Annotated in this window: 22 protein-coding genes and 1 pseudogene; 12 read left to right on the plus strand and 11 right to left on the minus strand. The window is 40.7% G+C overall.

Annotated elements, in window-relative coordinates; all coding sequences use genetic code 11:
• Positions 1 to 370: 370 nt before the first annotated feature.
• On the minus strand, positions 371 to 2,218 hold the full coding sequence (locus L5B83_RS06280; protein WP_265777903.1) for a TRAP transporter large permease subunit: 1,848 nt from the start codon (positions 2,216 to 2,218) through the stop codon (positions 371 to 373).
• A 346-nt stretch (positions 2,219 to 2,564) separates the two neighbouring features.
• Between L5B83_RS06280 and L5B83_RS06285 the strand changes: the two genes are divergently transcribed.
• Genes L5B83_RS06285 through nanA form a run of 5 tightly spaced genes read left to right on the plus strand, consistent with a single transcriptional unit; the run spans position 2,565 to position 6,441 of the window.
• Complete coding sequence (locus L5B83_RS06285; RefSeq protein ID WP_250363496.1) at positions 2,565 to 3,254, plus strand: N-acetylmannosamine-6-phosphate 2-epimerase; 690 nt, start codon at positions 2,565 to 2,567, stop codon at positions 3,252 to 3,254.
• An 18-nt stretch (positions 3,255 to 3,272) separates the two neighbouring features.
• Complete coding sequence (locus tag L5B83_RS06290) at positions 3,273 to 4,163, plus strand: N-acetylmannosamine kinase (protein ID WP_265777904.1); 891 nt, start codon at positions 3,273 to 3,275, stop codon at positions 4,161 to 4,163.
• Positions 4,164 to 4,178: 15 nt separating this feature from the next.
• Positions 4,179 to 4,649, plus strand: a complete 471-nt coding sequence (gene nanQ, locus L5B83_RS06295; protein WP_265777905.1) for an N-acetylneuraminate anomerase — start codon at positions 4,179 to 4,181, stop codon at positions 4,647 to 4,649.
• A gap of 21 nt (positions 4,650 to 4,670) precedes the next feature.
• Positions 4,671 to 5,540, plus strand: coding sequence for a MurR/RpiR family transcriptional regulator (locus L5B83_RS06300; protein WP_250349607.1), 870 nt, complete (start codon positions 4,671 to 4,673; stop codon positions 5,538 to 5,540).
• Between the two features lie 19 nt (positions 5,541 to 5,559).
• Entirely contained in the window at positions 5,560 to 6,441 is an 882-nt protein-coding gene (gene nanA, locus L5B83_RS06305; RefSeq protein ID WP_265777906.1) for an N-acetylneuraminate lyase, read from the plus strand.
• A 136-nt stretch (positions 6,442 to 6,577) separates the two neighbouring features.
• On the opposite strand, the gene L5B83_RS06310 is transcribed toward nanA, so the two are convergent.
• From L5B83_RS06310 to gyrA, 6 genes and pseudogenes are all read right to left on the minus strand, one after another.
• Entirely contained in the window at positions 6,578 to 7,093 is a 516-nt protein-coding gene (locus tag L5B83_RS06310) for a DUF5358 domain-containing protein (RefSeq protein WP_250351650.1), read from the minus strand.
• 38 nt (positions 7,094 to 7,131) lie between these two features.
• Entirely contained in the window at positions 7,132 to 7,872 is a 741-nt protein-coding gene (rlmB, locus tag L5B83_RS06315) for a 23S rRNA (guanosine(2251)-2'-O)-methyltransferase RlmB (RefSeq protein WP_265777907.1), read from the minus strand.
• An 85-nt stretch (positions 7,873 to 7,957) separates the two neighbouring features.
• Complete coding sequence (gene rnr / locus L5B83_RS06320; RefSeq protein ID WP_265777908.1) at positions 7,958 to 10,351, minus strand: ribonuclease R; 2,394 nt, start codon at positions 10,349 to 10,351, stop codon at positions 7,958 to 7,960.
• 181 nt (positions 10,352 to 10,532) lie between these two features.
• Positions 10,533 to 10,997: pseudogene (locus tag L5B83_RS06325) on the minus strand (hemerythrin domain-containing protein); the annotation flags it as partial.
• Between the two features lie 275 nt (positions 10,998 to 11,272).
• The gene (locus tag L5B83_RS06330) at positions 11,273 to 11,620 is read right to left on the minus strand and encodes a SirB2 family protein (RefSeq protein ID WP_265777910.1); all 348 of its coding nucleotides are present in this window, start codon (positions 11,618 to 11,620) and stop codon (positions 11,273 to 11,275) included.
• Positions 11,621 to 11,720: 100 nt separating this feature from the next.
• Positions 11,721 to 14,372 (minus strand): DNA topoisomerase (ATP-hydrolyzing) subunit A, encoded by a 2,652-nt coding sequence (gene gyrA, locus L5B83_RS06335; protein ID WP_265777911.1) that lies wholly within the window; start codon positions 14,370 to 14,372, stop codon positions 11,721 to 11,723.
• Between the two features lie 221 nt (positions 14,373 to 14,593).
• On the opposite strand from gyrA, the gene ubiG reads away from it, so the two are divergent.
• Complete coding sequence (ubiG, locus tag L5B83_RS06340) at positions 14,594 to 15,304, plus strand: bifunctional 2-polyprenyl-6-hydroxyphenol methylase/3-demethylubiquinol 3-O-methyltransferase UbiG (protein WP_265777912.1); 711 nt, start codon at positions 14,594 to 14,596, stop codon at positions 15,302 to 15,304.
• A gap of 59 nt (positions 15,305 to 15,363) precedes the next feature.
• Here ubiG and fur read toward each other — a convergent pair whose 3' ends face one another.
• The 4 genes from fur to L5B83_RS06360 all read right to left on the minus strand — a co-directional run bounded on the left by fur (position 15,364) and on the right by L5B83_RS06360 (position 17,563).
• Positions 15,364 to 15,804 (minus strand): ferric iron uptake transcriptional regulator, encoded by a 441-nt coding sequence (gene fur, locus L5B83_RS06345; protein ID WP_250349764.1) that lies wholly within the window; start codon positions 15,802 to 15,804, stop codon positions 15,364 to 15,366.
• Between the two features lie 29 nt (positions 15,805 to 15,833).
• Complete coding sequence (gene fldA, locus L5B83_RS06350; protein ID WP_115249319.1) at positions 15,834 to 16,361, minus strand: flavodoxin FldA; 528 nt, start codon at positions 16,359 to 16,361, stop codon at positions 15,834 to 15,836.
• Positions 16,362 to 16,363: 2 nt separating this feature from the next.
• Positions 16,364 to 16,651: a LexA regulated protein gene (gene ybfE / locus L5B83_RS06355; RefSeq protein ID WP_250349765.1), complete on the minus strand. Its 288-nt coding sequence runs from the start codon at positions 16,649 to 16,651 to the stop codon at positions 16,364 to 16,366.
• Positions 16,652 to 16,777: 126 nt separating this feature from the next.
• Complete coding sequence (locus tag L5B83_RS06360; RefSeq protein WP_265777913.1) at positions 16,778 to 17,563, minus strand: alpha/beta fold hydrolase; 786 nt, start codon at positions 17,561 to 17,563, stop codon at positions 16,778 to 16,780.
• A 79-nt stretch (positions 17,564 to 17,642) separates the two neighbouring features.
• Between L5B83_RS06360 and seqA the strand changes: the two genes are divergently transcribed.
• Genes seqA through L5B83_RS06390 form a run of 6 tightly spaced genes read left to right on the plus strand, consistent with a single transcriptional unit; the run spans position 17,643 to position 25,754 of the window.
• The gene (gene seqA, locus L5B83_RS06365; RefSeq protein WP_265777914.1) at positions 17,643 to 18,275 is read left to right on the plus strand and encodes a replication initiation negative regulator SeqA; all 633 of its coding nucleotides are present in this window, start codon (positions 17,643 to 17,645) and stop codon (positions 18,273 to 18,275) included.
• 11 nt (positions 18,276 to 18,286) lie between these two features.
• Positions 18,287 to 19,693 (plus strand): o-succinylbenzoate--CoA ligase, encoded by a 1,407-nt coding sequence (gene menE / locus L5B83_RS06370; protein ID WP_265777915.1) that lies wholly within the window; start codon positions 18,287 to 18,289, stop codon positions 19,691 to 19,693.
• A 1-nt stretch (position 19,694) separates the two neighbouring features.
• Entirely contained in the window at positions 19,695 to 23,009 is a 3,315-nt protein-coding gene (mscK, locus tag L5B83_RS06375) for a mechanosensitive channel MscK (protein ID WP_265777916.1), read from the plus strand.
• A gap of 21 nt (positions 23,010 to 23,030) precedes the next feature.
• Entirely contained in the window at positions 23,031 to 24,113 is a 1,083-nt protein-coding gene (gene aroC / locus L5B83_RS06380; RefSeq protein ID WP_250363377.1) for a chorismate synthase, read from the plus strand.
• Complete coding sequence (gene mepA / locus L5B83_RS06385; RefSeq protein WP_250349771.1) at positions 24,110 to 24,967, plus strand: penicillin-insensitive murein endopeptidase; 858 nt, start codon at positions 24,110 to 24,112, stop codon at positions 24,965 to 24,967. Before aroC ends, mepA begins: the two co-directional genes overlap by 4 nt.
• Positions 24,968 to 24,989: 22 nt before the next feature.
• Positions 24,990 to 25,754: a TSUP family transporter gene (locus tag L5B83_RS06390; RefSeq protein ID WP_250349772.1), complete on the plus strand. Its 765-nt coding sequence runs from the start codon at positions 24,990 to 24,992 to the stop codon at positions 25,752 to 25,754.
• Position 25,755 lies beyond the last annotated feature (1 nt).

Raw genomic sequence — 25,755 nt, forward strand, 5'->3', positions numbered from 1 at the left:
AAAAATCACATAAAATAAAAATCTTATCTTGTTAAGATCACCACTAAAACATCAAACAAGGGGCGTAAAATAAAGAAGATAGGGAGGATAAAGCAAAGTGAGGGGTGGTATTATTTTAAACTTAAAATGAGATATTCGATTTTTTTATTCAAAGATCAAATGATTGATCTATAAACATCAAGTAAAATTGATACCATTCCCCAAAGTGTGTCTTTTGGTAAGACCGTCAGCATAGCAATATTAGCTAAAAATCACTAAATCTACAAAACGGCTTAGTGGGGAAAGGTAAGTTGTTTCTCCATACCCCGGGCAATTTTCGCGTGATAAAAAGCGGGTGAATTTTCACCCGCACTTTGTTTTTTCCTTTCTGTTATGGCATTAACAGATTTGGAATAAAGGTGATAATTTGTGGGAAGATGGTGATAAGCACCAAGGTGGTAAACACGGGGATTAAGAACGGTAATACCCCTTTGGTTACCGTACTCACTGGCATATTACCCACACGAGCGACCACGAATAATGCCATTCCCATTGGCGGCGTTAAAATCCCCACCATCATATTTAATGTGGTCATTACCCCAAAGAACACGAGATCAATACCAAAATGTACGGCAATTGGAATGAGCATTGGTAGCACTAAGAATTGCAGTGCAAGGGCATCAATAAACATTCCCAAGAATAATAGTAGCAAGTTGATCATAATTAGCACCATTGTTGGTGTGTCTGCCACTGCCATAAAGAGATCGGCAATACGCATTGCTACTTGTTCACGGGCGATCATATCGCCAAAGAAAGTTACCGTCATTACCATTAAGGCAGTCACCCCTGTGATTGCCATTGCTTCAACGCAACTTTTGAACACCATTTTTAATGTGAGTTCACGGTAAACAAACATTCCAATAATAATGGAGTAGGCAGCGGCGATCACCGCAGCTTCTGTTGGTGTAAATAAGCCAGAGAAAATACCGCCAATAATGAGAATGGGGGTTAAGATCGCCCAAATCGCTTTTTTGAATGCTTCACAACGTTGTTGCAATGAGGCTTTTGGCGTTCTCGGATAATGGCGTTTTTTCGCAATGGCATAGTTCATCGCCATTAATGCAATGGTTAGTAACACCCCGGGTACGAAGCCCGCGACAAAGAGTTTAGCAATAGATTCATTGGCGATGACGCCATAAATAATCATCGCAATACTTGGCGGCACGAGAGGCCCAATAATACAAGATGCTGCGGTGATCCCGCCACAAATATCATCGTCATAACCTGCATCACGCATTGCTTTAATTTCAAGCTGACCTAATCCCCCAGCATCGGCAAGTGCTGAACCTGACATTCCAGAGAAAATTAAACTTGCGCCGATATTTACGTGTCCCATACCGCCAGAATAATGCCCTAGCAAGGCTTTCGCAAAGTTAAAAATTCGCTCGGTAATTCCTCCTGTATTCATCAAAATTCCCGTTAGGATAAAGAAGGGGACAGAAAGCAGTGGGAAGCTGTTTAGGCTATCGACTAATTTTGAGGAGGCAGAGTTGACGACATTCCAGCGCGTCATTGCAAAATATAAAATGGTAACAATAAACAACGACCAACCCACAGGTGTACCAAGAAACATAATGACAAGCCACACAATCAAGCAGACATACACGGCATTGCTGCCTAGCTTGATATAGTTACTAATGCGTAAGGCTTTAAACCATTCTGGGTGGATCATTAAAATGATAAACAGGAGCAACGCAAGAATAATATACAAAGTGGCGGGCAAATAGCTAAGTTGATTTTTGTAATTCTCGCTTTGTGCTTGCAGAAAGCGGATAAACACTAACATTGAAATGAATGGCAAGGGCACATAAAGCCATTTTTCCGAAATCTGCAAGGAAACAATTTCAAAACTGGCATCTAAAAAGACTTTAAAACCTAAATAGATAAATAAGAAAATACAAGCAAAAATAATTAGTTGAACAAATGAGTTTATCGCTTTTCGTGCTTTCTCTGGCATTAAATTGGTGAGAAAGTCGATATAAACGTGCTGTTGCGCACGCGTTGCCATACTAATGCCAAACATAGCAACATAAACAAAGAGTAAACGCGCCAGTTCCTCACTCCAAATAAATGGAGAATCAAACACTTGGCGGGCGATGATTTGGGCAAGAAGAATGATAAAAATGGTGAGGAATAAAACACCCCCCACCCATTCTTCTAATTTATTGAAATATTTCATAGGAACTCCAAAGATGTCCAACTAAACATTGTGATATTTGTCTATAATGAAATGTGAAACGGATTTGCTTTGTAATGCTTTCGTTCTCAAGTTTTAATGAAGTAATATTTCAAGATAACCCTGATTTTCGTTTAAGATGAGAACAACATCATTTTTAGCAAAAACGGTATTTCCCTTCTAAAATACAAGGCTAATGGCGTTTTTTCAAATTGTTTTATGAAATTTTACTCCAGTTTGAGATCTAGATCTCACTTTTGAACTATTTTTCTTGTATTTTATTTTCAGAGGTCTATCCTAGCACCCAGCGAAAATTAACTTCCTTTCTTAAAAATATCTTGGAGTTTCTATGTCAAAATTATCACATCAAGATGTGCTAGATCAGATTCGCTATGGGCTTATTGCGTCTTGCCAACCCGTTGATGATGGCCCTATGGATAAGCCTGAAATTGTGGCTGCAATGGCACAAGCTTCTGTACAAGGCGGTGCAGCGGGATTGCGAATTGAAGGAATCGAAAATCTAAAAGCAACTCGTCCCGTGGTGGATAAGCCTATTATTGGGATTGTAAAACGCGATTTGCCTGATAGCCCTGTGCGAATCACCCCGTTTTTGCAAGATATTGAAGATCTGGCTCTGGCGGGCGCAGACATTATTGCAGTGGATGGCACATTGCGTTCTCGTCCCGTAGCGCTTGAAAGTGCGGTGAAAAAAATTAAAGAATTAGGCTGTTTGGCGATGGCGGATTGCTCGAACTTGGAAGAAGGATTATATTGCCAGCGATTAGGCTTTGATATTGTGGGCAGCACAATGTCGGGTTATACCGGTGGCGAAGTCCCTGATGAGCCAGATTATCAACTGGTGAAAGATCTCAAGGCGGCAGGTTGTTATGTGATGGCAGAAGGGCGTTATAACAGCCCCGAATTGGCGAAAAAAGCCATTGAAATAGGGGCGGATGTGGTAACCGTAGGATCGGCTCTCACGCGTTTAGAACATATTGTGAGTTGGTTTGCCAGTGCGGTGAAATCAGCAAAACCCTAACCAGAACAAGGACGGTATATGCATTGTTTGGCATTAGACATTGGTGGCACAAAAATTGCGGCCGCATTGGTGGAAAATGGCGTCATTTCCCAGCGCCAGCAAATTAGCACCCCGCAAGATCAGTCTGCACAAGGAATGGCGCAGGCGTTAAAAACATTAGTTACCCAGTATGCTGGGCAGTTTGATGCGGTGGCAGTGGCATCCACAGGGATTATTAATCGTGGTGTACTGACCGCACTTAACCCGAAAAATTTAGGGGGATTAGCGAATTTTCCATTGAAAGATTGCATTGCGCGTTATACTGACAAGCCGATCGGATTACTGAATGATGTGCAAGCGGCGGTGTGTGCCGAATACCAATTACAAGATCAGGCTCAAAATAAAAGTGCGGTGCAAAATTTCTTATTTATTACCGTCTCCACGGGTGTCGGCGGTGGAATTATTCTAAATGGCGAATTAACCACTGGGGTGAATGGCATTGCGGGGCATATTGGGCATAGCCTTGCTGATCCTAATGGGCCAATGTGCGGTTGTGGGCGTCAAGGCTGCGTGGAGGCCATTGCTTCTGGACGAGCCATTGAAGCGGTTGCCTCTCAATGGACTGAACCTTGTTCTCCCAAAGAAGTGTTTGAACGCTTTAGAAAAAATGACGAAAAAGCCACCGCACTTGTGCAACGCTCCGCACGAGCGATTGCCAATTTAATTGCCGATATGGTGATTAGCCTAGACATTCAAAAAGTGGTGTTGGGTGGTAGTGTAGGCTTGGCGGAAGGCTATTTACCCTTAGTTCAACAATATTTACAGGCAATGCCCGCTTTTTATCAATGCCCTGTCGAACCCGCGAGATCGGGGGCTGATGCTGGTTTATTAGGGGCGGCTTATTGGCTTACTCAACAATATAAAGAATAAAATGAGGAGAATACAATGATTTTAGGTGATTTAACCCGTGATGACTTTGCCAGAGGTTTACCAATGGTGCTGGCAGAAATTTGTCATCAATTAAGACGGATGGATCTGGCAAAATTAACGATTGGACGCCACGATCTTACGGATCAAATTTATATGAATGTGATGGAATTTGACACCACACCAAGCGACAGTAAACAAGCAGAACTTCATCATAAATACATTGATATTCAACTGCTAATCAGCGGTAATGAAGTGATTGAATATGGCGTCAATGAGCCTGAACTGAGTACTTATAATGAGTATAACGAGGCAGATGATTATCAACTCACGCCTGATATTCCAAATAAAAGTGCGGTGCATTTATTGCCAAAAATGTTTGCCGTATTTTTCCCTTATGAACCTCATAAACCGGGGTGTATTGCAGGGGAGAATGCACAATTTATTAAAAAATTAGTGGTAAAAGTACCAGTGGCGTTAGTGAGTTAAACAAACACAGGGAGAAGTTTTATGGTTGCAACAAGTGGGAATATTCTGGATACCATTGGGGCGTTGTATAACAGCCTGACAAAAACGGAGAAGAAAATTGCGACTACGATCTTATCTTCTCCACATTTGTTAAGCCAATTTTCATTAGCAGAAATTTCACAACAGTTTGATGTGGGCGAGGCGACCTTTATTCGTTTTTGTCGAACTCTCGGCTTTAAAGGGTTTACAGACTTCAAATTACAGCTTTCTATTGAATTGGCAACTAAAGAAAAACAGCCAAATTCGTTGTTAGAAAGCGATATTAGCAAAAATGATGATACGCAAAGCATCGCCGAAAAATTGCATAATTCTATTAATAATGTGATTAAAGAAACCATTAATTTGCTTGATGTAAAGCAGCTAGAACAAGTGGTGTTGGCAATGCGACAAGCAAAACGCGTGTTTCTATTTGGTGTTGGCTCTTCAGGGCTTACTGCGGAAGATACGAAACATAAGTTAATGCGTATTGGTTTACAGGTTGATGCCATTAGTAATAATCATTTTATGTATATGCAAGCGGCTTTAATGAATAAAGAGGATGTAGTCATTGGCATTAGCCATTCAGGTTATTCCAAAGAAACCACACAATCATTGAGTATTGCGAAAAAAAATGGGGCAACCACCGTCGCATTAACCCACAATTTACGCTCACCGATTACGCAAGTTGCCGATTATGTCCTCATTAACGGGCATAGACAGGGGCAGCTACAAGGAGATTCTATCGGAACAAAAATTGCACAACTCTTTGTGTTAGATTTAATTTATGCCTTGATCGTGCAAGCCGAAGAAGAAAATGCAACAGAAATGAAGCAAAAAACCGTGAATGTGATTTTAGAACAGCGGATCAAATAAATCAGTTTAGGAGAAACCAATGAAAAATTTAAAAGGCATTTTTAGCGCGTTGCTTGTGTCTTATAACGAAGACGGCTCAATCAATGAAAAAGGGTTGCGTGAAATTATTCGTCATAACATTGATAAAATGAAAGTCGATGGCTTGTATGTGGGCGGTAGCACAGGGGAAAACTTTATGATTTCCACCGCTGAGAAAAAGGAAATTTTCCGCATTGCCAAAGATGAGGCAAAAGACCAAGTGGCATTGATTGCTCAAGTAGGCAGCGTGAATTTACACGAAGCCGTAGAATTAGGTAAATATGCCACCGAACTTGGTTATGACTGTTTATCTGCGGTAACCCCGTTCTATTACAAATTTAGCTTTGCGGAAATCAAACATTATTACGATACCATTATTGCGGAAACGGACAATAATATGATCGTTTATTCCATTCCATTCTTGACGGGGGTAAACATTGGCGTGGAACAATTTGGAGAACTTTACAAAAATCCAAAAGTATTAGGGGTGAAATTCACCGCAGGTGATTTCTATCTCTTAGAACGCTTGAAAAAAGCCTATCCCGATCATCTTATTTGGGCAGGCTTTGATGAAATGATGTTACCTGCCGCTGCTCTTGGCGTGGATGGCGCAATTGGTAGTACATTTAATGTAAACGGTATCCGAGCAAGACAAATTTTTGAATTAACTCAAGCTGGCAAACTTGCCGAAGCGCGTGAAATTCAACAAGTTACCAATGATCTGATTGAAGGTATTTTAGCGAATGGCTTATACCTCACCATTAAAGAATTACTTAAATTGGAAGGCGTGGATGCGGGTTATTGTCGCGAACCAATGACAGCCAAAGCCACTGAACAACAAATTGCTGTGGCAAAAGCATTGAAAGCGAAGTTTTTATCATAATTTTCTATTCAAGAAAAAAGAGCGGAAAATCTCCGCTCTTTTTAGTCAGCAATGATTTTGGCTAGCATTTCTCGCCTTTTTTCTTTGTGTTTAGCGTATTACCCAAAATAAAGTGCGGTGTAAATTTTACGCATTTTTATAGCAGTAGCGTCGCGCCCCACTTAATAATATCAAAGAAGAATTTATTATCATTAGTGGCAACGCCGTTGCTTGCTTTGCTATCTTCTTCTTTGTTGACTTCTGCCATACCGCTTTTATATTGCCCTTTCACAACCGCTAAATCATCGTGTGCTTTAAGACGTAACACATTGCATTCAGCTTGAGTTAAAGGTTCAAACTCAGTTTGTTTGAATTTTTTGAACTGATATTGCGCATAACCCATTGCTTTTTCATCATCTTGAATGATTTTAAGATAATCTTCACCGATGATATTTTCTAACGGATAGAAGAACACATATTGCGCGTGGATATAAGCATCTTCTTTACTAAAATGGGTCTGTTGAATGCGAGTTAAATTCGGGTAAATACATTGTTCTGCTTGGCGACTTGCGGCAACCCAGCGTTGTGCATCTTTATCCGATAATACATAATCTGCCCCAGCAAATTGGGCTGGAATAGGCGTTGTGGCGGTATGCCAAGTGCAAGCCGTCATCAAGCTGATAAAAAGGGTGAAGACTGATTTTTTCATTGTTAGCCTACTAAACGTTGTCGCGCAATTTCAAATAAACAAACGCCCGTCGCAACGGAAACATTCAAGGAAGAAACCGATCCCGCCATTGGAATACTCACCAATTGATCGCAGGTTTCACGGGTTAAGCGACGCATTCCATCCCCCTCTGCGCCCATCACCAAAGCCAGTGACCCCGTCAGTTTTGTTTGATACAAGGTTTCTGTTGCCTCACCTGCCGTGCCAATCACCCACATATTATAATTTTGTTGTAATTCTCTTAGTGTACGAGCGAGATTGGTCACCCGAATAAGGGGAACAACTTCCGCAGCACCGCAAGCCACTTTGCGTGCCGTGGCATTAAGCTGGGCAGATTTATCTTTTGGTACGATCACGGCACATACACCAGCCGCATCAGCTGTTCGCAAGCAAGCGCCGAGATTATGCGGATCAGTAACCCCATCTAACACCAAGACAAGCGGTGTTGGTTGATCACGTAAAATGCGATTGAGATCATTTTCATTTAATTCTTTTGCAGGTTGTACACGGGCGATGATCCCTTGATGTACTTCACCATTCGCTTTTTTATCAAGGGTTTCACGGTTAAGAAATTGAACAGAAATACCAAGCGTATAAAGCGCATTGAGAACGAGCTGCAAGCGTTTATCTTCACGCCCTTTTAGCACATAAACTTCAATAAGTCGTTCAGGGGCATTTGCCAAAAAAGCATTAACTGCGTGGATTCCATAAATATTTTCAGACATTGTTATCCTTTACATTGATAGATAAAATAAGGCGGAATTATACGCGTATTTGTCTTCCTTCCGCCAGTTTTTCGCAAGCTCATTTTTACTGAGTGCGGGGCGATTTACGTTTATTTTTCTTGGCAGAAATGGCTGATTTTTTCACCGCACTTTGATTTTTCGATTTTTTCGCCGATTTCTCTTTTTGCTTTTTCGCACTTTCTGCATAACGAAAGCCTTTTTTCGCTTTATCTTTGGCTGTTTTTCCTTCTCGTCGAGGTTTACGTTCAGTGCTAATAAGTGAGAAATCCACTTGTCGTTGTTCAAGGCTAACCGCCTCTACACGAATAGTAACCTTATCGCCTAGGCGGTAAATTCGCCCACTGTTTTCGCCGATTAATTGCTGGCGATTTACATCAAATTGGTAATAATCATTATCTAAGGTTGAAATATGCACAAGCCCATCAATGAATAATTCATCTAAACGCACAAATAAGCCAAAGCCGGTTACCGCAGAAATCACGCCACTAAATGCTTCGCCAACGTGATCTTGCATATATTCACATTTGAGCCAATCTGCCACTTCTCTGGTTGCATCATCGGCACGGCGTTCAGTCATTGAACAATGTTCACCTAGGTTATCCATTTCATCAAGTGCATAATGATAACCACCAGAATCCGTGGTTTTACGTTTTGAACCTTGTAATTTAGCCAGTAAATATTTGATTCCACGATGTAAGGTTAAATCCGGATAGCGGCGAATTGGCGAGGTGAAATGCGCATATTGCGTCAAGGCTAAGCCAAAATGCCCAATATTATCAGGGGAATAAATGGCTTGGCTCAAGGATCGTAGTAACATAGTTTGGATAAGTTCGTGGTCGGGGCGTTCTTTCACTTGCACGAGCAATTTGGCATAATCTTCTGTTGTCGGTTTTGCTCCACCACCCAAACTTAATCCTTGTTCGGCTAGATAAGCACGGAAAGCACTCAGCTTTTCTTCACTCGGACCAGCATGAATACGATATAATGCGGGTTCATTATGCGTTTCCATAAAATTTGCTGCGGCGATATTAGCTAAAATCATACATTCTTCGATGATTTTATGGGCATCATTACGTACTACGGGTTCAATGCGCTCAATGCGTCCCATTTCATTGAAAATAAATTTACTTTCTATCGTGTCAAAATCAATCGCACCGCGTTGCTGACGGGCTTTTACTAAGGCTTGATATAAATGATGCAATTCTTGCAAATGAGGAACAAGAGGTTCATAACGCTGTTGTAATTCTTCATCACCGTCTAAAATACGCGCAACTTTAGTGTAGGTTAAACGGGCGTGAGAATTCATCACCGCTTCGTAAAAACGATAATCGGTCATTTTTCCTTTAGCAGAAATAGACAGTTCACACACCATACATAGACGATCAACTTGTGGATTGAGCGAACATAAGCCATTAGATAGGACTTCTGGCAACATTGGCACAACACGATTTGGGAAATACACGGAATTGCCTCGATTATAGGCTTCATTATCTAATGCAGTACGCAGGCGAACATAGTAGCTCACATCCGCAATCGCAACCCAAAGTTTCCAACCGCCTTTTGCGTTACGTTGGCAATACACGGCATCATCAAAATCTCGTGCATCTTCCCCATCAATCGTAACCAAAGGAAGTGGGCGTAAATCAACCCGTCCTTTTTTGGCGGCTTCTGGCACTTCTTCAGTGAATTTTTTGACTTGTTTTTGCACCGCACTTGGGAAAACGTGGGGAATATCGTGATTGCGAATAGCAATTTCGGTTTCCATTCCTTTTGCCATATTTTCGCCTAGTACTTCAATAATCATCCCCACTGGACGGGTGAACATTGCAGTACGTGGTTTGAGTTCAACCACGACAACTTGCCCCATTCGCGCACCGTGGCGATATTCATTAGGGACTAAAATATCATAATTAATACGGCTATCATCGGGGACAACATAGCCAATGCCTTCTTCTAAAAAGAAGCGTCCGACAATATGTTTTTTACGTCCTTCCAATAAACGCACAATACGCACTTCTTGACGTCCTTTACGATCAAAACCGCTTGGCTGGGCAAGAACATAATCGCCGTGCATTACCTGTTTCATCTGTCCATTTGGAATGAATAAATCTTGCTTTACACCTTCCACTTGTAAAAAGCCATAACCTTCTTTATGCCCAATCACCATTCCTTTGATTAAGTCTAATTTTTCTGGCAAGGCGTAGCGCTTACGCTTAGTAAAAACAAGTTGCCCTTCGTTTTCCATTGCTCGTAAACGGCGACGCATTGCCTCTTGGCGTTCTTCATCGCGAATAGCTAAAACGGAAAATAATTCCTCTTTTGACATTGGCGCATTATGTTCACGAATGATGTTGAGAATAAATTCACGACTTGGTACAGGGTTACTGTATTTTTTTAATTCTTGTTGATAATTCGGATCGGAAAGTGCGGTGGTTTTTTTTATTATTTTTTTAGCCATAATGATTTCCTTATGTGGCATAGATTTCTGTAAGTTTGACATTGCAGGAAAGGGAAAGCAAGGAAAGAATTGGAGATATTTTAGGCAAAGCGATTTTTATTTGTATCTATAAGCGAATAACGCGATAACTGACTTTTAAAAACAAAAAAGCACCTTAACTTTCATTAAGGTGCAACGATTTCTATTGTTCGCTTAAGACACGAGGGAATAAGATATCATTTTCTGTGTGAATATGTTCTTGTAAATCATCACAAAATTCTTGAATACCTTGATAGAGATTACGCCAAGAGGTGCAAGCATCGGTAGGTGGCGTCATATTGTGAGTAAGGGATCGTAGAACTTCTATTGTCGCACTATGTTCATCGTGTTCAAATTCCATCACCTGAATAGGCATTCTCGCCATCATATAATTTCCCGCTTGGATCATCGGGAATAAGATTTGTTCTTCTTTCATCATATGGCTAGATAAATCTGCATAGGCATTTTTTAATGCATCAGCCAGACCTTTTGGGCAATCAGGCAGATCACCGTGGCGCGCTTCAACTTTCTCTGCAAGAGGAATAAGTTCTTGTAATTGTTCACGATGACGTTGATGAAAACGCGATAGAATATGCGAAATCGTTTCTTGGTAACTGGCATCTTGCCATTGTTCATCTGCTTGTTTCATTCTGTTTTCTAATGACATAATTTAACCTTATTTGGATTATTAAACCTGACAAAAATACTAAGGTATTTAGTTGGTAATCCCAACTTCTTTTTAAAAAAAATGGTGAGCTTATGATCTAAATCAGGTTTTATAACTCAAAATAGGTGGGAAAATTTTACAAAATTCTACCGCACTTTAAATTATAGAGAATGAAAGGCTGGGTGAAGTGAAAAAGCGGTTTAAGCTAAACCAAACCGCTTGAGAGTTTGATGAGATTAATGGTTGTAGCCGAGTAAGATTGCGCCGAGCAATGAAATGAGTGCAAGCAGAAAGGCAATAGGGTTATTCGTTGTGCCACGTTTGAAAAATTTCACCGCAAAAATAATGTAGATAATCAATAATCCAAATTTAGCGATAATCCACCAAGGAAACCCTACGTTTAATGTGAATAATAAGATTGCGCCACTTACGATAAGTAGCGTATCCGATAAGTGCGGTAAAATTTTGAGTAATTTTATTGCACGCCAATCTTTTCCAGCAAATTGCATTAAGGCTCGGATCACAAAAAGTCCTAAGCTAATAAAAGCACAAAAAAGGTGGGTGTAAATTGTGTAAAAAATCATTGTCGAATAGCCTATACGATAGTTTTTAATTTAACATATTGAGCGTGAAAAAAGGTTTCAGCTTTGAGAAAAGAGAAAGTGGGCAATAGCCCACTTTATTTTATTCTTCCGTGTTTTCTATTGTGTCTTCGTTGTCTTCTTCATCAACATCACAAACACGTTCAAGGCTGACAACCTGTTCTTCTTCTGTGGTGCGGATTAAACGCACGCCTTGGGTGTTACGTCCAACTATACTCACTTCGCTAACACGGGTTCTGACTAAGGTTCCCGCATCTGTAATCAGCATAATTTGGTCATTTTCTTCCACTTGGGTTGCCGCAACAACTTTACCATTACGCTCACTAACCTTGATAGAAATCACCCCTTTGGTATTACGGGATTTTGTTGGATATTCTGCTAAAACGGTACGTTTACCGTAACCATTTTGTGTTGCAGTGAGGATTGCCCCTTCATTTTTCGGAATGACTAGCGAAACCACTTTGTCGATATTGAGATCAAGGGTTTCTTCGTTATTATCGTCAGAAATGTCTTCAATTTCCACCGCACTTTCATCATCAGAAAGATCGTTTGTTAGGGCTAATTTAATTCCTCGTACGCCAGTGGCTGTACGTCCCATTGGGCGAACGGCACTTTCTGCAAAACGCACCACGCGACCTTGCGAAGAGAACAGCATAATTTCATTTGAACCGTCTGTAATATCTACACCGATGAGTTCATCTTCATCACGCAAGTTGAGCGCGATAATCCCGTTAGAACGAGGACGACTAAATTCGGTAAGGGCGATTTTTTTCACCATTCCCCCAGCAGTTGCCATTACTACAAATTTATCTTCTTCATAAGCAGAAATCGGCAAAATTGCGGTAATGCGCTCATTTTCATCCAGTGGCAGAATATTGACAATTGGGCGACCACGCGCACCGCGGCTGGCTTGCGGTAGTTGATAAACCTTGAGCCAGTATAAACGTCCACGGCTTGAGAAACAAAGAATTGTATCGTGTGTATTCGCAACCAATAATTTTTCAATGAAATCTTCTTCTTTCATTTTTGTTGCTGATTTACCTTTACCGCCACGGCGTTGTGCTTCGTAATCGGTAAGTGGCTGATATTTGACATAGCCTTCGTGAGAAAGGGTAACCACCACATCTTCTTGAGCGATAAGATCTTCTAAATTAATATCACCTGATGCCGTTGTAATTTCAGTACGGCGTTCATCATTAAATTCGGTTTTGATGCGCGCAAGTTCTTCACAAACCACTTCTCTTAAGCGTTCTGTACTATTTAGAATATGCAATAATTCGCCAATTTCGACTAAAATTTCCTGATATTCAGTGACAATTTTTTCGTGTTCTAAGCCGGTTAGGCGTTGCAAACGTAGATCTAAAATCGCACGGGCTTGTTCTTCAGAAAGATAATAAACGCCATCACGCAAACCTAATTCGGGGGCAAGATCTTCAGGACGAGAGGCATTCATTCCCGCTGCCTCTAACATTTTACTTACGTTACCTAACTGCCAACCGCGAGCAAGCAAGGCTTCACGGGCTTCATCGCCTGTTTTAGAGGCACGAATTAATTCAATAACGGGATCGATATTGGCTAAGGCAATAGCTAGCCCTTCTAAAATATGCGCACGTTCGCGGGCTTTGCGTAATTCAAACACTGTACGACGTGTTACCACTTCACGGCGGTGTTTTACAAAGGCCTCAATAATTTGTTTTAAGTTAAATAATTTTGGCTGACCGTGATCTAAGGCAACCATATTGATCCCGAATGTCACTTGCATTTGGGTGAGGGCGTAGAGGTTATTTAATACCACTTCGCCCACAGCATCACGTTTTACCTCAATTTCTAGACGAATTCCTTCTTTATTTGAAACATCAAGGACATTACTGATCCCTTCAATTTTCTTTTCACGTACAAGTTCAGCAATTTTTTCTACCAGTTTTGCTTTATTAACTTGATAAGGAATTTCTGTAACAACGATGGTTTCACGTCCTTTATCTGAAGTTTCAACTTCAGCTTTGGCGCGCACATAAACTTTACCACGTCCTGTTTTATAGGCATCTTCAATGCCTTTTCGTCCATTGATCAGCGCGGCAGTTGGAAAATCAGGCCCCGGAATAAATTGCATAAGTTCATCAATGGTAATTGCTTCATTATCCAAGTAAGCTAGGCAGCCATCTAAAACTTCACCCAAATTATGAGGAGGGATATTTGTTGCCATACCCACCGCAATCCCTGAGGAACCATTCACTAATAAGGCCGGAATTTTGGTTGGTAGCACATCAGGAATCATTTCTTTACCATCATAGTTTGGTGAGAAATCAACCGTTTCTTTATCAAGATCGGTGAGCAATTCCTGTGTGATTTTTTGCATACGAACTTCGGTATAACGCATTGCCGCTGGTGCATCACCATCTATCGAGCCGAAGTTACCTTGACCATCTACCAACATATAGCGCAATGAGAAAGGTTGAGCCATACGCACAATAGTGTCATAAACCGCACTGTCACCATGAGGGTGATATTTACCGATCACATCACCGACAACACGTGCTGATTTTACATAGGCTTTACTGTGGGTAATGCCACTTTGATCCATTGAATATAAAACACGGCGGTGTACAGGTTTTAAGCCATCTCGTACATCAGGTAAAGCACGGCCGACGATTACCGACATAGCATAATCAAGGTAAGAAGATTTAAGTTCTTCTTCGATACTAACAGGGGTAACGTTTGAAACCAAATTCGTCATTGAAATATTCCCTAATTACATAAAAAATTGCTCGGATTGTATCATAATTCCAATAATATCTCTAATTTTGTAATGAATTTTTACTGCACTTAGGCAATAATAAGGGGCATAAAACAAAGCGCGTGATAACCTTAACAAAGAAAAGAGAAATTTACCGTAGAATAAAAAAGATAGAAAATTTACGCTAAAATAATAAAAACCAAAAACAAGAGAACAACTCAATGCAAAATATCGACCAACAAGAACTGGAAAAATTTGAAAAAATGGCGAAAACTTGGTGGGATCCTGAAGGGGATTTTGAACCTATCCACCGCTTAAATCCGCTTCGTCTGGATTATATTTGCCAACAAGCAGAGGGGTTATTTGGTAAAAACGTTTTAGATGTCGGTTGTGGTGGCGGTATTTTAGCTGAAGCAATGGCTAAGCAAGGGGCAAATGTTACTGGTATTGATATGACCACCGCCCCCCTTGAAGTAGCAAAATTACACGCGCAAGAAAATGGTCTAAGTATTGATTATCAACAGACCACCATAGAAAATTTTCTTGAAAAATACACCGCACTTGACGGAGAAAAATTTGATGTGATTACGTGTATGGAAATGCTCGAACACGTTCCTGAGCCTAGCTCGATCATCAATACCTGCAAAGCCTTGTTAAAGCCTAATGGCGTATTGTTTTTTTCTACGATTAATCGCACTTTAAAAGCGTGGGCGTTGGTTATTATTGGTGCGGAATATGTATTGAAAATGTTGCCGAAAGGCACACATAATTACGAAAAATTTATTAAACCCGCTGAATTACTTGCTTGGACAGACCGCGCTGAGTTAGATTGTGTGAATATGGTCGGCTATCATTACAATCCACTTATGGGAACATTTAAATTAAATCAGGACGTAAGTGCCAATTATATGGCAACATTTAAAATGCGATAAAAAATCACCGCACGCTTTTAAAAGTGCGGTGATTTTTTGCTTAGTTTTTAGAAGCGTAATTATTTCTTTTCTTTCTCATCACAGTTATCAATATCACTACATTTACCGTAAAGATATAAACTGTGCGTTTTTAATTTAATACCGTGTTCTTCACTAATTTGTTTTTGTCGTTGTTCAATGATCTCGTCATTAAACTCGAAGACTTTGCCACAATCCACGCAAATAATATGGTCGTGATGTTCACTTGGTGCAAGTTCAAAAACGGATTTATTTCCTTCAAAGTTATGGCGAATGAGAATATTTGCTTCATCAAATTGGTTAAGTACACGGTAAACCGTTGCTAAGCCAATATCTTCACCGCGTTCAAGCAATAGTTTATAAACATCTTCTGCAGAAAAATGTGACATACTATGTTCTTGCATTAACGCTAAAATCGTTAAGCGTGGCTCGGTAATTTTTAACCCTGCTTTTTTAAGAAGTTTAATATTTTCTTCAGACATAATGTTTCCTTTCTTTTGCTCTTGGTGGGTTACTCAACTAACTCAGCTAAACACATTTCATCAAAAACTTGTTTTGTCCATTTTTCAACACGTTCAGCAGTGAGTTCTGGCTGACGATCTTCATCAATACATAGACCTACAAATGTATTTTCATCAACGAGTGCCTGTGAAACTTCAAAAGTGTAACCTTCCGTTGGCCAATGACCGACAATAATCGCACCTTTTGGTTCGATAATATCACGTACTGTTCCCATTGCATCGCAGAAATATTCTGCATAGTCTTCTTGGTCGCCACAACCAAAAATGGCGACTAATTTATCTGTGAAGTCAATTTCTTCTAAGGTTGGGAAAAAGTCGTCCCAGTCGCATTGGGCTTCACCATAGTACCAAGTTGGGATACCAATCATTAAAAAGTCATAGGCTTCAATATCTTCTTTCGTACTCTTGGCAATATCGCGAATATCTACCACTTCTGAGCCTAATTGTTTTTGAATCATTCGTGCAATGTTTTCAGTATTGCCCGTGTCACTACCATAAAATAAACCAACGATAGCCATTTTTATTTCCTATTTTCTTGAAATTTAAAATATTCTTGTAAAATCGTTACGATTAACTCTGAACGACTAACACGCTGTACAGACGCTAAATCTTCCAATTGTTGAACAATATCCGTATGCAATTTCAGCTCAACACGCTTTAAACCGCAGGATTTATCCCGTCTAAGTTGATTACGTTTGTTGATACGGAGTTGTTGTTCTCGGGTCAGCGGATTTGTTTTCGGGCGTCCCACTTTGGGTGTGTTAGCAAACAGATCTAAGGTTATGCAATCTGCATCTTGTTTTGCCATTTTTCAAATCACTGAACTGGTTAAAATGTAGCTAATTGAGAATGATAAGCTACAACTACTCATCGCCGCGAACTATATCACAATTCATAGTTGATTAAAACCCTCAACCTTTGATTGGTGAGATTGTTATTGGCTATCTAAAAAACGCTGAATAATGCGAATAATCGCTTCAGGTTTTTCGGCGTGTACCCAATGTCCACTGCCGTTAATGGTGAAAGAGCTAGCTTGGGGGAATTGGGCTAAAATCTGCTTGCTATATTCAGGCTGAATATAATCAGACAGTCCACCTTTAATAAACAAGGTCGGGTTGGGATAAAAACAATCTTGCCAATCCATAAGGTGAGAATAATTTTGTTTCAGTGCGGTCAAATTAAAGCGAAATTTTTCAGTAGATTGTGCATCAAAGGATTTCAACATAAATTGCTGAATGCTTTCTTCTGGTATGTGTTGAGCTAATATTGGTTTGGCTTGCTGGCGTGTTTCTGCGTGAGCTTCTTTTACGGCGAAAAGACCATCAAATACGCTATTATGTCCGTGTTCGCCATATTTCACTGGCGCAATATCAATAACAATCAGTTTTTGCACTAAATCAGGGCGAAGGCTTGCCGCTTTCATCGCAGTTTTTCCCCCCATTGAATGCCCGATCAAGATTACCTGTTTAAGATCTAACTGTTCAATGGTGGCTAATAGGTCTTCCGCCATTAAATCATAATTCATTGATTCAGAATGAAAACTCTGTCCGTGATTGCGTAAATCTAGGCGTAAAATAGGGTAATTTTCCGCAAAGGCTCGGGCAATCACCCCTAAATTATTCATATCGCCAAATAATCCATGAATAAACACTAAGGTTGGGTTGCTAGTAGGTTGTTTTAATTGATGAAATTGAAAATTGAGTAATTGCGTTTGCGACATAATTTTTGCGTGAGTATTTGAAAATAAATCGTTATAATGTTGCAAAAGCGTAAAGAGATCAAGCAACTGGAGAGAAAAAATGAAAATTATTGAAGTAGATGAAGAACTTTATCAATACATAGCCAGCCAAACCCGATCTATCGGTGAAAGTGCTTCTGATATTTTACGCCGTTTACTCAATTTTCCTGCGGTGCGTACTGATCATAATGTGACCTTTGCACCAAACCTTTCTGCTGATAATCAAAGTGCGGTGGAAATTTCCAACGAATTAGCACGAGATAATGAAAAAGTGGAAGAAAAACCAGCCGCAAAAGAAAAAGTGACAACGAAAAAGCAATCTGATGAGGCGATCCAAAAAGTGGTTAGCAAGGTGCGTGAGTTGATCCAGTCCACTGATTTTCAGCAAGAAAGCAAAGTGGTGGTACGCTTCTTGGCTATTTTACGCGTGCTTTATCGCACGAATCCAGAAAGTTTTGCACAGGCTACGGAATCCTTACAAGGGCGTACGCGCGTGTACTTTGCCCGTGATGAGGGGACGTTGTTAATGGCGGGGAATCACACTAAGCCAAAACAAATTCCTAATACGCCATATTGGGTGATCACCAATACGAATAGTGGGCGTAAAATGTTAATGTTGGAAGGTGCAATGCAATCAATGCACTTGCCAGAAGAATTGATTGACGAAGTGCGCACATTTTTCACAGTAAATTAATTGGCATTACAATGACATATCTTTGGCAACATTATGCCGCCGAACCTGATTATCAACATAAAGTAGCCTTGCGCAATGAGCAAGGCGAACTTTTTTCTTGGCAGCAACTGAGTGAAAAAATTAATACTGTGGCACAGGCATTTTCTCAGCAAGGAGTGAATATTGGTGAGGGGATTGCCTTATGCGGAAAAAATAGTTTTGCGCTCTTGCTTGCCTATTTAGCAGGGATTCAACTGGGCGCGAGAGTGTTGGGGATTAATCCTGCTTTTCCAGAAGAAAAGATTGTCCAGTTATGTGAAAATGCGGATGTGCATTTTTATTATGATCCTAAGGGCGAAAAAATATTGCAAAATTGCACCGCACTTGTTGTATCCGTTACGGCTTCGCAAGCTAAAAAAAATTGCACGGCGGCTTATGATCTCAATCGTCCAGCGACAATGACACTCACATCAGGTTCAACGGGTAATCCTAAAGCGGTGGTGCATAGCCTGCAAGGGCATTTGGATAATGCGCAAGGTGTGTGCGAATTAATGGCATTTGGGGCTGAAAATACGTGGTTGCTTTCTTTACCGTTATATCACGTTTCAGGGCAAGGCATCGTATGGCGCTGGTTGCACGCGGGAGCAAGATTGCATTTACCGAATGAGAATTTTTATTCCGCCGCGGCTGAGGTTTCACATTTATCTCTTGTGCCAACACAATTGCAACGCTTTCTCACTTATTTGCAACAACGTTCTGAACAGACTGACCATACTCAGCACATTTTATTAGGGGGCAGCCATATTCCCCTTGCCTTAACGCAGCAGGCGGCACAATATCGTCTGACTTGTTATTCTGGTTATGGAATGACAGAAATGGCATCCACAGTCTGTGCGAAAAAAAGCGATCAATATCGTGGTGTGGGCTTACCCCTCAAAGGTCGAGAACTTGCGCTGATTGAGGGGGAGATTTGTTTGCGTGGTGCAGGGCTTGGGCTAGGTTATTGGCAACAGGGTGAAATATTGCCTTTGGTTCAACAGGATGGTTGGCTTCACACCAAAGATCTCGGTGAATGGCAAAATGATGAGCTATGCGTTTTAGGGCGATTAGACAATATGTTTATTTCAGGCGGAGAAAATATTCAGCCTGAAGAAATTGAACGGGTTATTTTGCATTATCCTAAGGTAAAACAAGTCGTTATCCTGCCTGTGGAGGATATGGAATTTGGGCAACGTCCTGTGGCAATGGTTGAGTTTATTGATGAATTTAGCCAAAGTGCGGTGGAAAATTTACGAATTTGGCTTGCCTCGCGATTAGAAAAATTTAAACAACCGATACACTATTTTCCATTAGATGTGGCACAATGCCAGCAACAGGGAACGATTAAAATTTCGCGTAATGCGTTAAAAATGGCTTTAAAAGAATTACTAGGAAAATAAAATGAAAATAATTAAACGTATTTGGGCGATCTTTTTTCTGTCCTTGGCTTGGGCTTCTACAAGTTGGGCAGATTTACCAAAAGAAGCGGATATTCAAACACAGCTTGCCGCGGCAAAAGAGGCCGATCAAACGGATGTCAATAATAAAATCTTGGTGCAAAATCTTGAAGAAACCCTCACGTTGCTTGGAAATATTGAAAAGCAGAAAGCGGATAACGCATCATTAAGTCAATCTGTGGAGAATGCCCCTAGTCAGGTTGCGGCTTTACAGGCGGCGGTAGATAAATTAAAAAATGCCTCACCGGTTACGGTAAAAGTGTTTGAGAAATTATCGTTGGCTGAGTTGCAAACACAATCTATGGCTACTCAGCAACATTTACAGCAAATCCAAGCGGATTTGGGTGCAATTAATGCTCAGTTAGTGAGCCAACGCGCCGCACCTGAACGTGCGCAGTCTGCATTGGGCGCGAATTTAATTCGTTCACAAGAAATTGATAAATTACTCTTTGGCATTAGTGCGGGAGATTCCGTAGAAAAAAATAAGCTCGAAACAGAGCTGGCGTTGATCGGCTTGCAAAACAGCTATAATCAAATGTTATTGCAAGGCAATAATGATTTGACTTCGCTTTATACCATTCAATTAGAGCAAAAAACCTTGATGCAGCAGCAGTTGCAAACAAAATTAGCAATGCTACAAGAGGTGATTAATGAAAAGAATTTGCAAGAAACCCGTGAGCAGGCAGAGCAGTTAAAACAATCGCAAACGAATGTGCAAGATAGTAACCCTATCATTGTTGAACAACAAAACCAAAATGTGCGAATTAGCCAAGATTTGGTAAAACAGACGGCGCAGTTAAATGTGCTATCACAAGATAGCTTACGGATAAAAAGTGTGCTGGATAATTTGCAACAAACAGAGCGAAACATTAACGAGCAAATTAGTGCGTTACAAGGAACGTTAGTGCTTTCACGTATTATCAATAAACAAAAGCAACTTTTACCGCAAGATCAAATGATTCGTGGGCTGGCAAAGCAGATTACGGATTTACGCGTGCAAATTTTTGATTTAACTGAGTTGCGCGATAATTTATATGATACCCAAAGCTACATTGTCAGTTTAGAAAAAAACGCCAACACACATTTAACGGACGATGAAAAAAATCAGCTGACTGCAATTTTACAAGAGCGGCGTAAATTATTGTCAGATTCCATTACGAACCTGAATAATCAGCTAAATTTAGCGATTAATATTGAGTTAAACCAACAGCAGGTTACGGCAATTAGTGATGCTTTGCAGGGCAAATTACAACAGCAAAGTTTCTGGGTGAGAAGTAATCCACCGTTGGATATGGATTGGTTTACTAATTTCTTGCCAAAAGTGAAATACCAGTTGCAAGATATTAAAAGCTTGATCAATTTCGCTAACTGGAAGGATAACTTCGTGCCAACGGTTTTACAAGTTATTCTACTTTTGCTTTTGGCGGCATTGATTCAGTGGCGTAAAGAAAAAATCACCCAACGTCTGGCTTATATTAACAGTAAAATCAATACATTAAGAGGTGAACGCCAGCATTATACCCCCGAGGCGATTTTATGGACGTTAATCTTATGTTTGCGTTCTACACTGATTTTTCTTTCTCTTTTAATTTTAATTGCGTCAATCTGTTTTGAAAATCCAGAACCGTTTTGGTTGTGGTCTTTAAAAATGGCGGGGTATTGGTTGTTCTTTGCGTTTATTTTGGCAATGCTACGCCCAAATGGATTAGCTTATCGTCACTTTAATATGCCGCAATATAATGTACAGCTATTTTATTCCGTTTCTAAACGTTCAGTTTGGATCTATGCGTTATGGCTGAATGCCTCGATTTTTACCCATTTAGATACGGGGATTACGAATGATGTGATCGGGGAAGTGCTAACCATTTCAATTTTAGTGATTTCCCTTTTCATTGTAGGACCACGTTTACGCTATGCGGTAAGTATTTATCAGAAAACCCAAGAACAAGCAGGTGAGCGGAGCTATTTATTTAAATTTGCTCGTATTTTACTTGTGATTGCGCCGATAGCATTAATTGTGTTGATTATAATGGGGTACTATTACACCGCACTTAATTTGATGGAACATTTAATGTCTTCTTATTTTGTATTGGTGCTTTGGATGATCGCAAAAGATGTGATTTATCGTAGTTTTACCGTGTCAGCACGTCGATTATCTTATCGTCGTTTATTAGAAAAGCGTGAGCAAATGCAAGCGCAAAAAGAAGAGAATAGTGATAATGAGCTAAATTCGGAAATTCAACAAGAAGAAGTGCTGAATATTTCACAAGTCAAAAACCAAGTAAAAAGTATCGTTGATCTATTGCTTTGGGTGAGCTTATTTGGTTTATTTTATTGGGTTTGGTCAGATCTTATTACCGTAGCTTATTATCTTGAAGGCGTAACCTTATGGCAGCAACAAGTTACGACAGATTCAGGAACGGTAACCGAATCAATAACCTTACTTAATTTGTTATTTGCTTTAATTATCTTGATAGGGACTTATGCGATCGTTAAAAATATCGCGGGTTTGCTGGAAGTCTTAATTTTCTCTCGAGTGAGTTTTTCACAGGGTACCCCTTATACGATTACCACATTATTAACCTACTTTATCGTTGCATTAGGCGGAGGGGCGGCTTTTTCCGTGCTGGGAATGTCGTGGTCTAAATTACAATGGTTATTTGCCGCACTTTCTGTTGGTTTAGGTTTTGGTTTACAGGAAATTTTTGCTAACTTTATTTCAGGGATTATTATTTTATTTGAACGTCCAGTGCGCATTGGTGATGTGGTAACGATTGGAGAATATTCTGGTACGGTTTCAAAAATCCGTATCCGCTCAACCACATTAATTGATTTTGATAAAAAAGAAGTGATTGTGCCAAATAAAGCCTTTGTGACAGAGCGTTTAATTAACTGGGCATTAACAGATTCGATGACCCGTGTGGTGATTAACGTGGGCGTGGCGTATGGATCGGATCTGGAATTAGTTAAACGTTTATTATTACAAGCGGCAGATGAATGTGAATATGTGTTGAAAGATCCTGAGCCTATGGCATACTTCCTTGTCTTTGGGGCAAGTACATTAGATCATGAACTACGGGTTTATGTGGGCAATCTTAATGAAAGAACGATGACGATCGATCATCTCAATCGTCGAATTGATGAACTTTTCGCAGAACATAATGTAGAAATTGCCTTTAATCAGCTTGATGTCTTTATTAAAAATCAAGCAACGGCACAAGAAGTACAAATTATGTCAGAAAATTTAGCAAAATCATAAGGAATAACAGAAGGAAAAATAATGGCAGGAAACAGCATCGGACAACTTTTTCGAGTAACCACTTTTGGCGAATCGCACGGCATTGCTTTGGGCTGTATTGTGGACGGTATCCCACCGGGGCTTGAGCTATCTGAACAGGATATCCAACCTGATTTAGATCGCCGTAAACCCGGCACCTCTCGTTATACCACCGCAAGACGAGAAGATGATGAAGTGCAAATTCTTTCTGGGGTGTTTGAAGGGAAAACCACAGGTACGAGTATTGGAATGATCATCAAAAATGCCGATCAACGCTCACAAGATTATGGTGAAATTAAAGATCGTTTCCGCCCGGGGCACGCTGATTATACTTATCAACAAAAATACGGTTTGCGTGATTATCGCGGAGGTGGACGTTCTTCTGCACGAGAAACCGCGATGAGAGTGGCGGCTGGGGCAATTGCGAAAAAATATTTACGTGAACATTTTGGCATTGAAGTACGCGGTTACCTCTCACAAATTGGCTCAGTGAACATCGATCCCAAAACCGTAGAGGACATTACACAAATTGATTGGCAACAAGTAAACAGTAATCCCTTTTTTAGCCCAGATCCAAGTGCGGTGGAAAAATTTGATGAATTAATCCGTGAACTAAAAAAAGAAGGCAATTCGATTGGTGCTAAATTAACGGTGGTGGCAGAAAATGTGCCAGTTGGCTTAGGTGAACCGGTTTTCGATCGCCTTGATGCGGATTTGGCACACGCCTTAATGGGCATTAACGCAGTGAAAGCAGTAGAAATTGGCGATGGTTTTGCGGTGGTGGAACAAAAAGGCACGCAGCACCGCGATGAAATGACGCCAGAAGGTTTTTGTTCTAACCACGCAGGTGGTATTTTGGGCGGGATCAGCTCTGGACAACCCATTATTGCGACGATTGCACTAAAACCAACATCTAGCATCACCATTGCGGGACGTTCCGTCAATTTAAATAATGAAGCCGTGGAAGTTATCACCAAAGGACGCCACGATCCTTGTGTAGGGATTCGTGCCGTGCCGATTGCAGAAGCAATGACCGCCATTGTTTTACTCGATCACCTATTAAGATTTAAGGCTCAATGTAAATGAAAAAGTTAATTCAATCAGTCAGTGCGGTGCTTTTTTGTGGCATTTTTTCGACTAGCAGTGTCATAGCTAGTCCAGAATATTGGCAAAAAGTAAAACGTCCGATCTCAGGTGAACCTGAGCCAGTTGGCTCATATAGTAATGGCTGTATCATTGGGGCTAAACCATTGCCATTTAATGGGGAAGGATACCAAGTGATTCGGACAAGTAAAAACCGTTATTATGGACACCCTGATATGATTGCCTATTTACAGCGTCTAGGTAAAAAAGTGAAGCAAGCGGGGATTCCAACAATGCTTATCGGCGATATTGCGATGCCGGGGGGCGGACGTTTTCTTACTGGACACGCCAGCCATCAAATGGGCTTGGATGCGGATATTTGGCTACGCTTAGGACGTTTATCCGATAAAGATGCACAAAACCCAGCGGGAATGGGCTTGTTAGTGGTGGATCGTAAAGCACAGCGTGTTGATGATTCTGTATGGACAGAAAATCACGTCAATCTAATCCGTCTAGCCGCACAAGATAAGCAAGTAGCGCGTATTTTTGTCAATCCAGCGATTAAAGTGAAACTTTGTCAAACGGTACGCGGGGATCGTAGCTGGCTACAAAAAATCCGTCCTTGGTTTGGCCACGATTCGCATTTTCACGTTCGTTTAACTTGTCCGCAAGGCGCTAAATATTGTGAAAATCAAGCCCCCATTCCTGCGGGTGAAGGCTGTGGTGAAGAATTATATTCTTGGTTTAAACCTGCCAAACCATCAACAGGCAGTGTGAAGCCCAAACCACGTCCACCTGAACCTTTTTTATGTCAGCAAGTGAGCAGCTCACCAAACCAAAGTGAATGGTTGGAATAATCCTTCGAGATAGGAACGAAAAATGGAAATCAGCCTCAACCTTATTGCCTTATTATTTGTTGTCGCATTAATTGCGGGGTTTATTGACGCTATTGCAGGTGGTGGTGGCTTAATCACCATCCCCGCGTTATTGATGACAGGCATCCCCCCAGCAATGGCATTAGGCACAAACAAATTGCAGGCTTGTGGCGGATCTTTTTCCGCAAGTTTTTATTTTTTACGTAAAAAAGCGGTAGATTTAAGCGCCATTTGGTTACTGGTGCTGATGACATTTATCGGCGCAGTGTTTGGCACGCTACTTATTCAGCTCGTTGATAGTGCATTGATTAAAAAGGTTATCCCCTTTTTAGTCCTCGCAATTGGTCTGTATTTTTTATTTACGCCAAATTTGGGCGATGAAGATCGCCATAAACGCATTTCTTACGCAACGTTTGCCTTTAGTGCGGGATTTGGGATCGGTTTTTATGACGGTTTCTTCGGACCCGGAACAGGTTCACTATTGAGTTTAGCTTTTGTAACCTTATTGGGTTTTAATCTTGCTAAAGCGACTGCTCACGCCAAAGTATTAAATTTTACCTCAAATATTGCCGCACTTTTGTTATTTCTGATTGGCGGACAAATCTGGTGGGAAGCTGGGCTGGTAATGATGTTAGGGCAGATTATTGGCGCAAACTTAGGCGCGAAAATGGTATTAAGCAAGGGCAAACAGCTAATTCGTCCGATGGTGGTGATGATGTCTTTCATTATGACGGCTAAAATGGCCTATGATCAAGGCTGGTTTGGGTAGT

The organism is Avibacterium sp. 21-599 (assembly GCF_026226765.1).
In the GTDB taxonomy this organism is placed as follows: domain Bacteria; phylum Pseudomonadota; class Gammaproteobacteria; order Enterobacterales; family Pasteurellaceae; genus Avibacterium.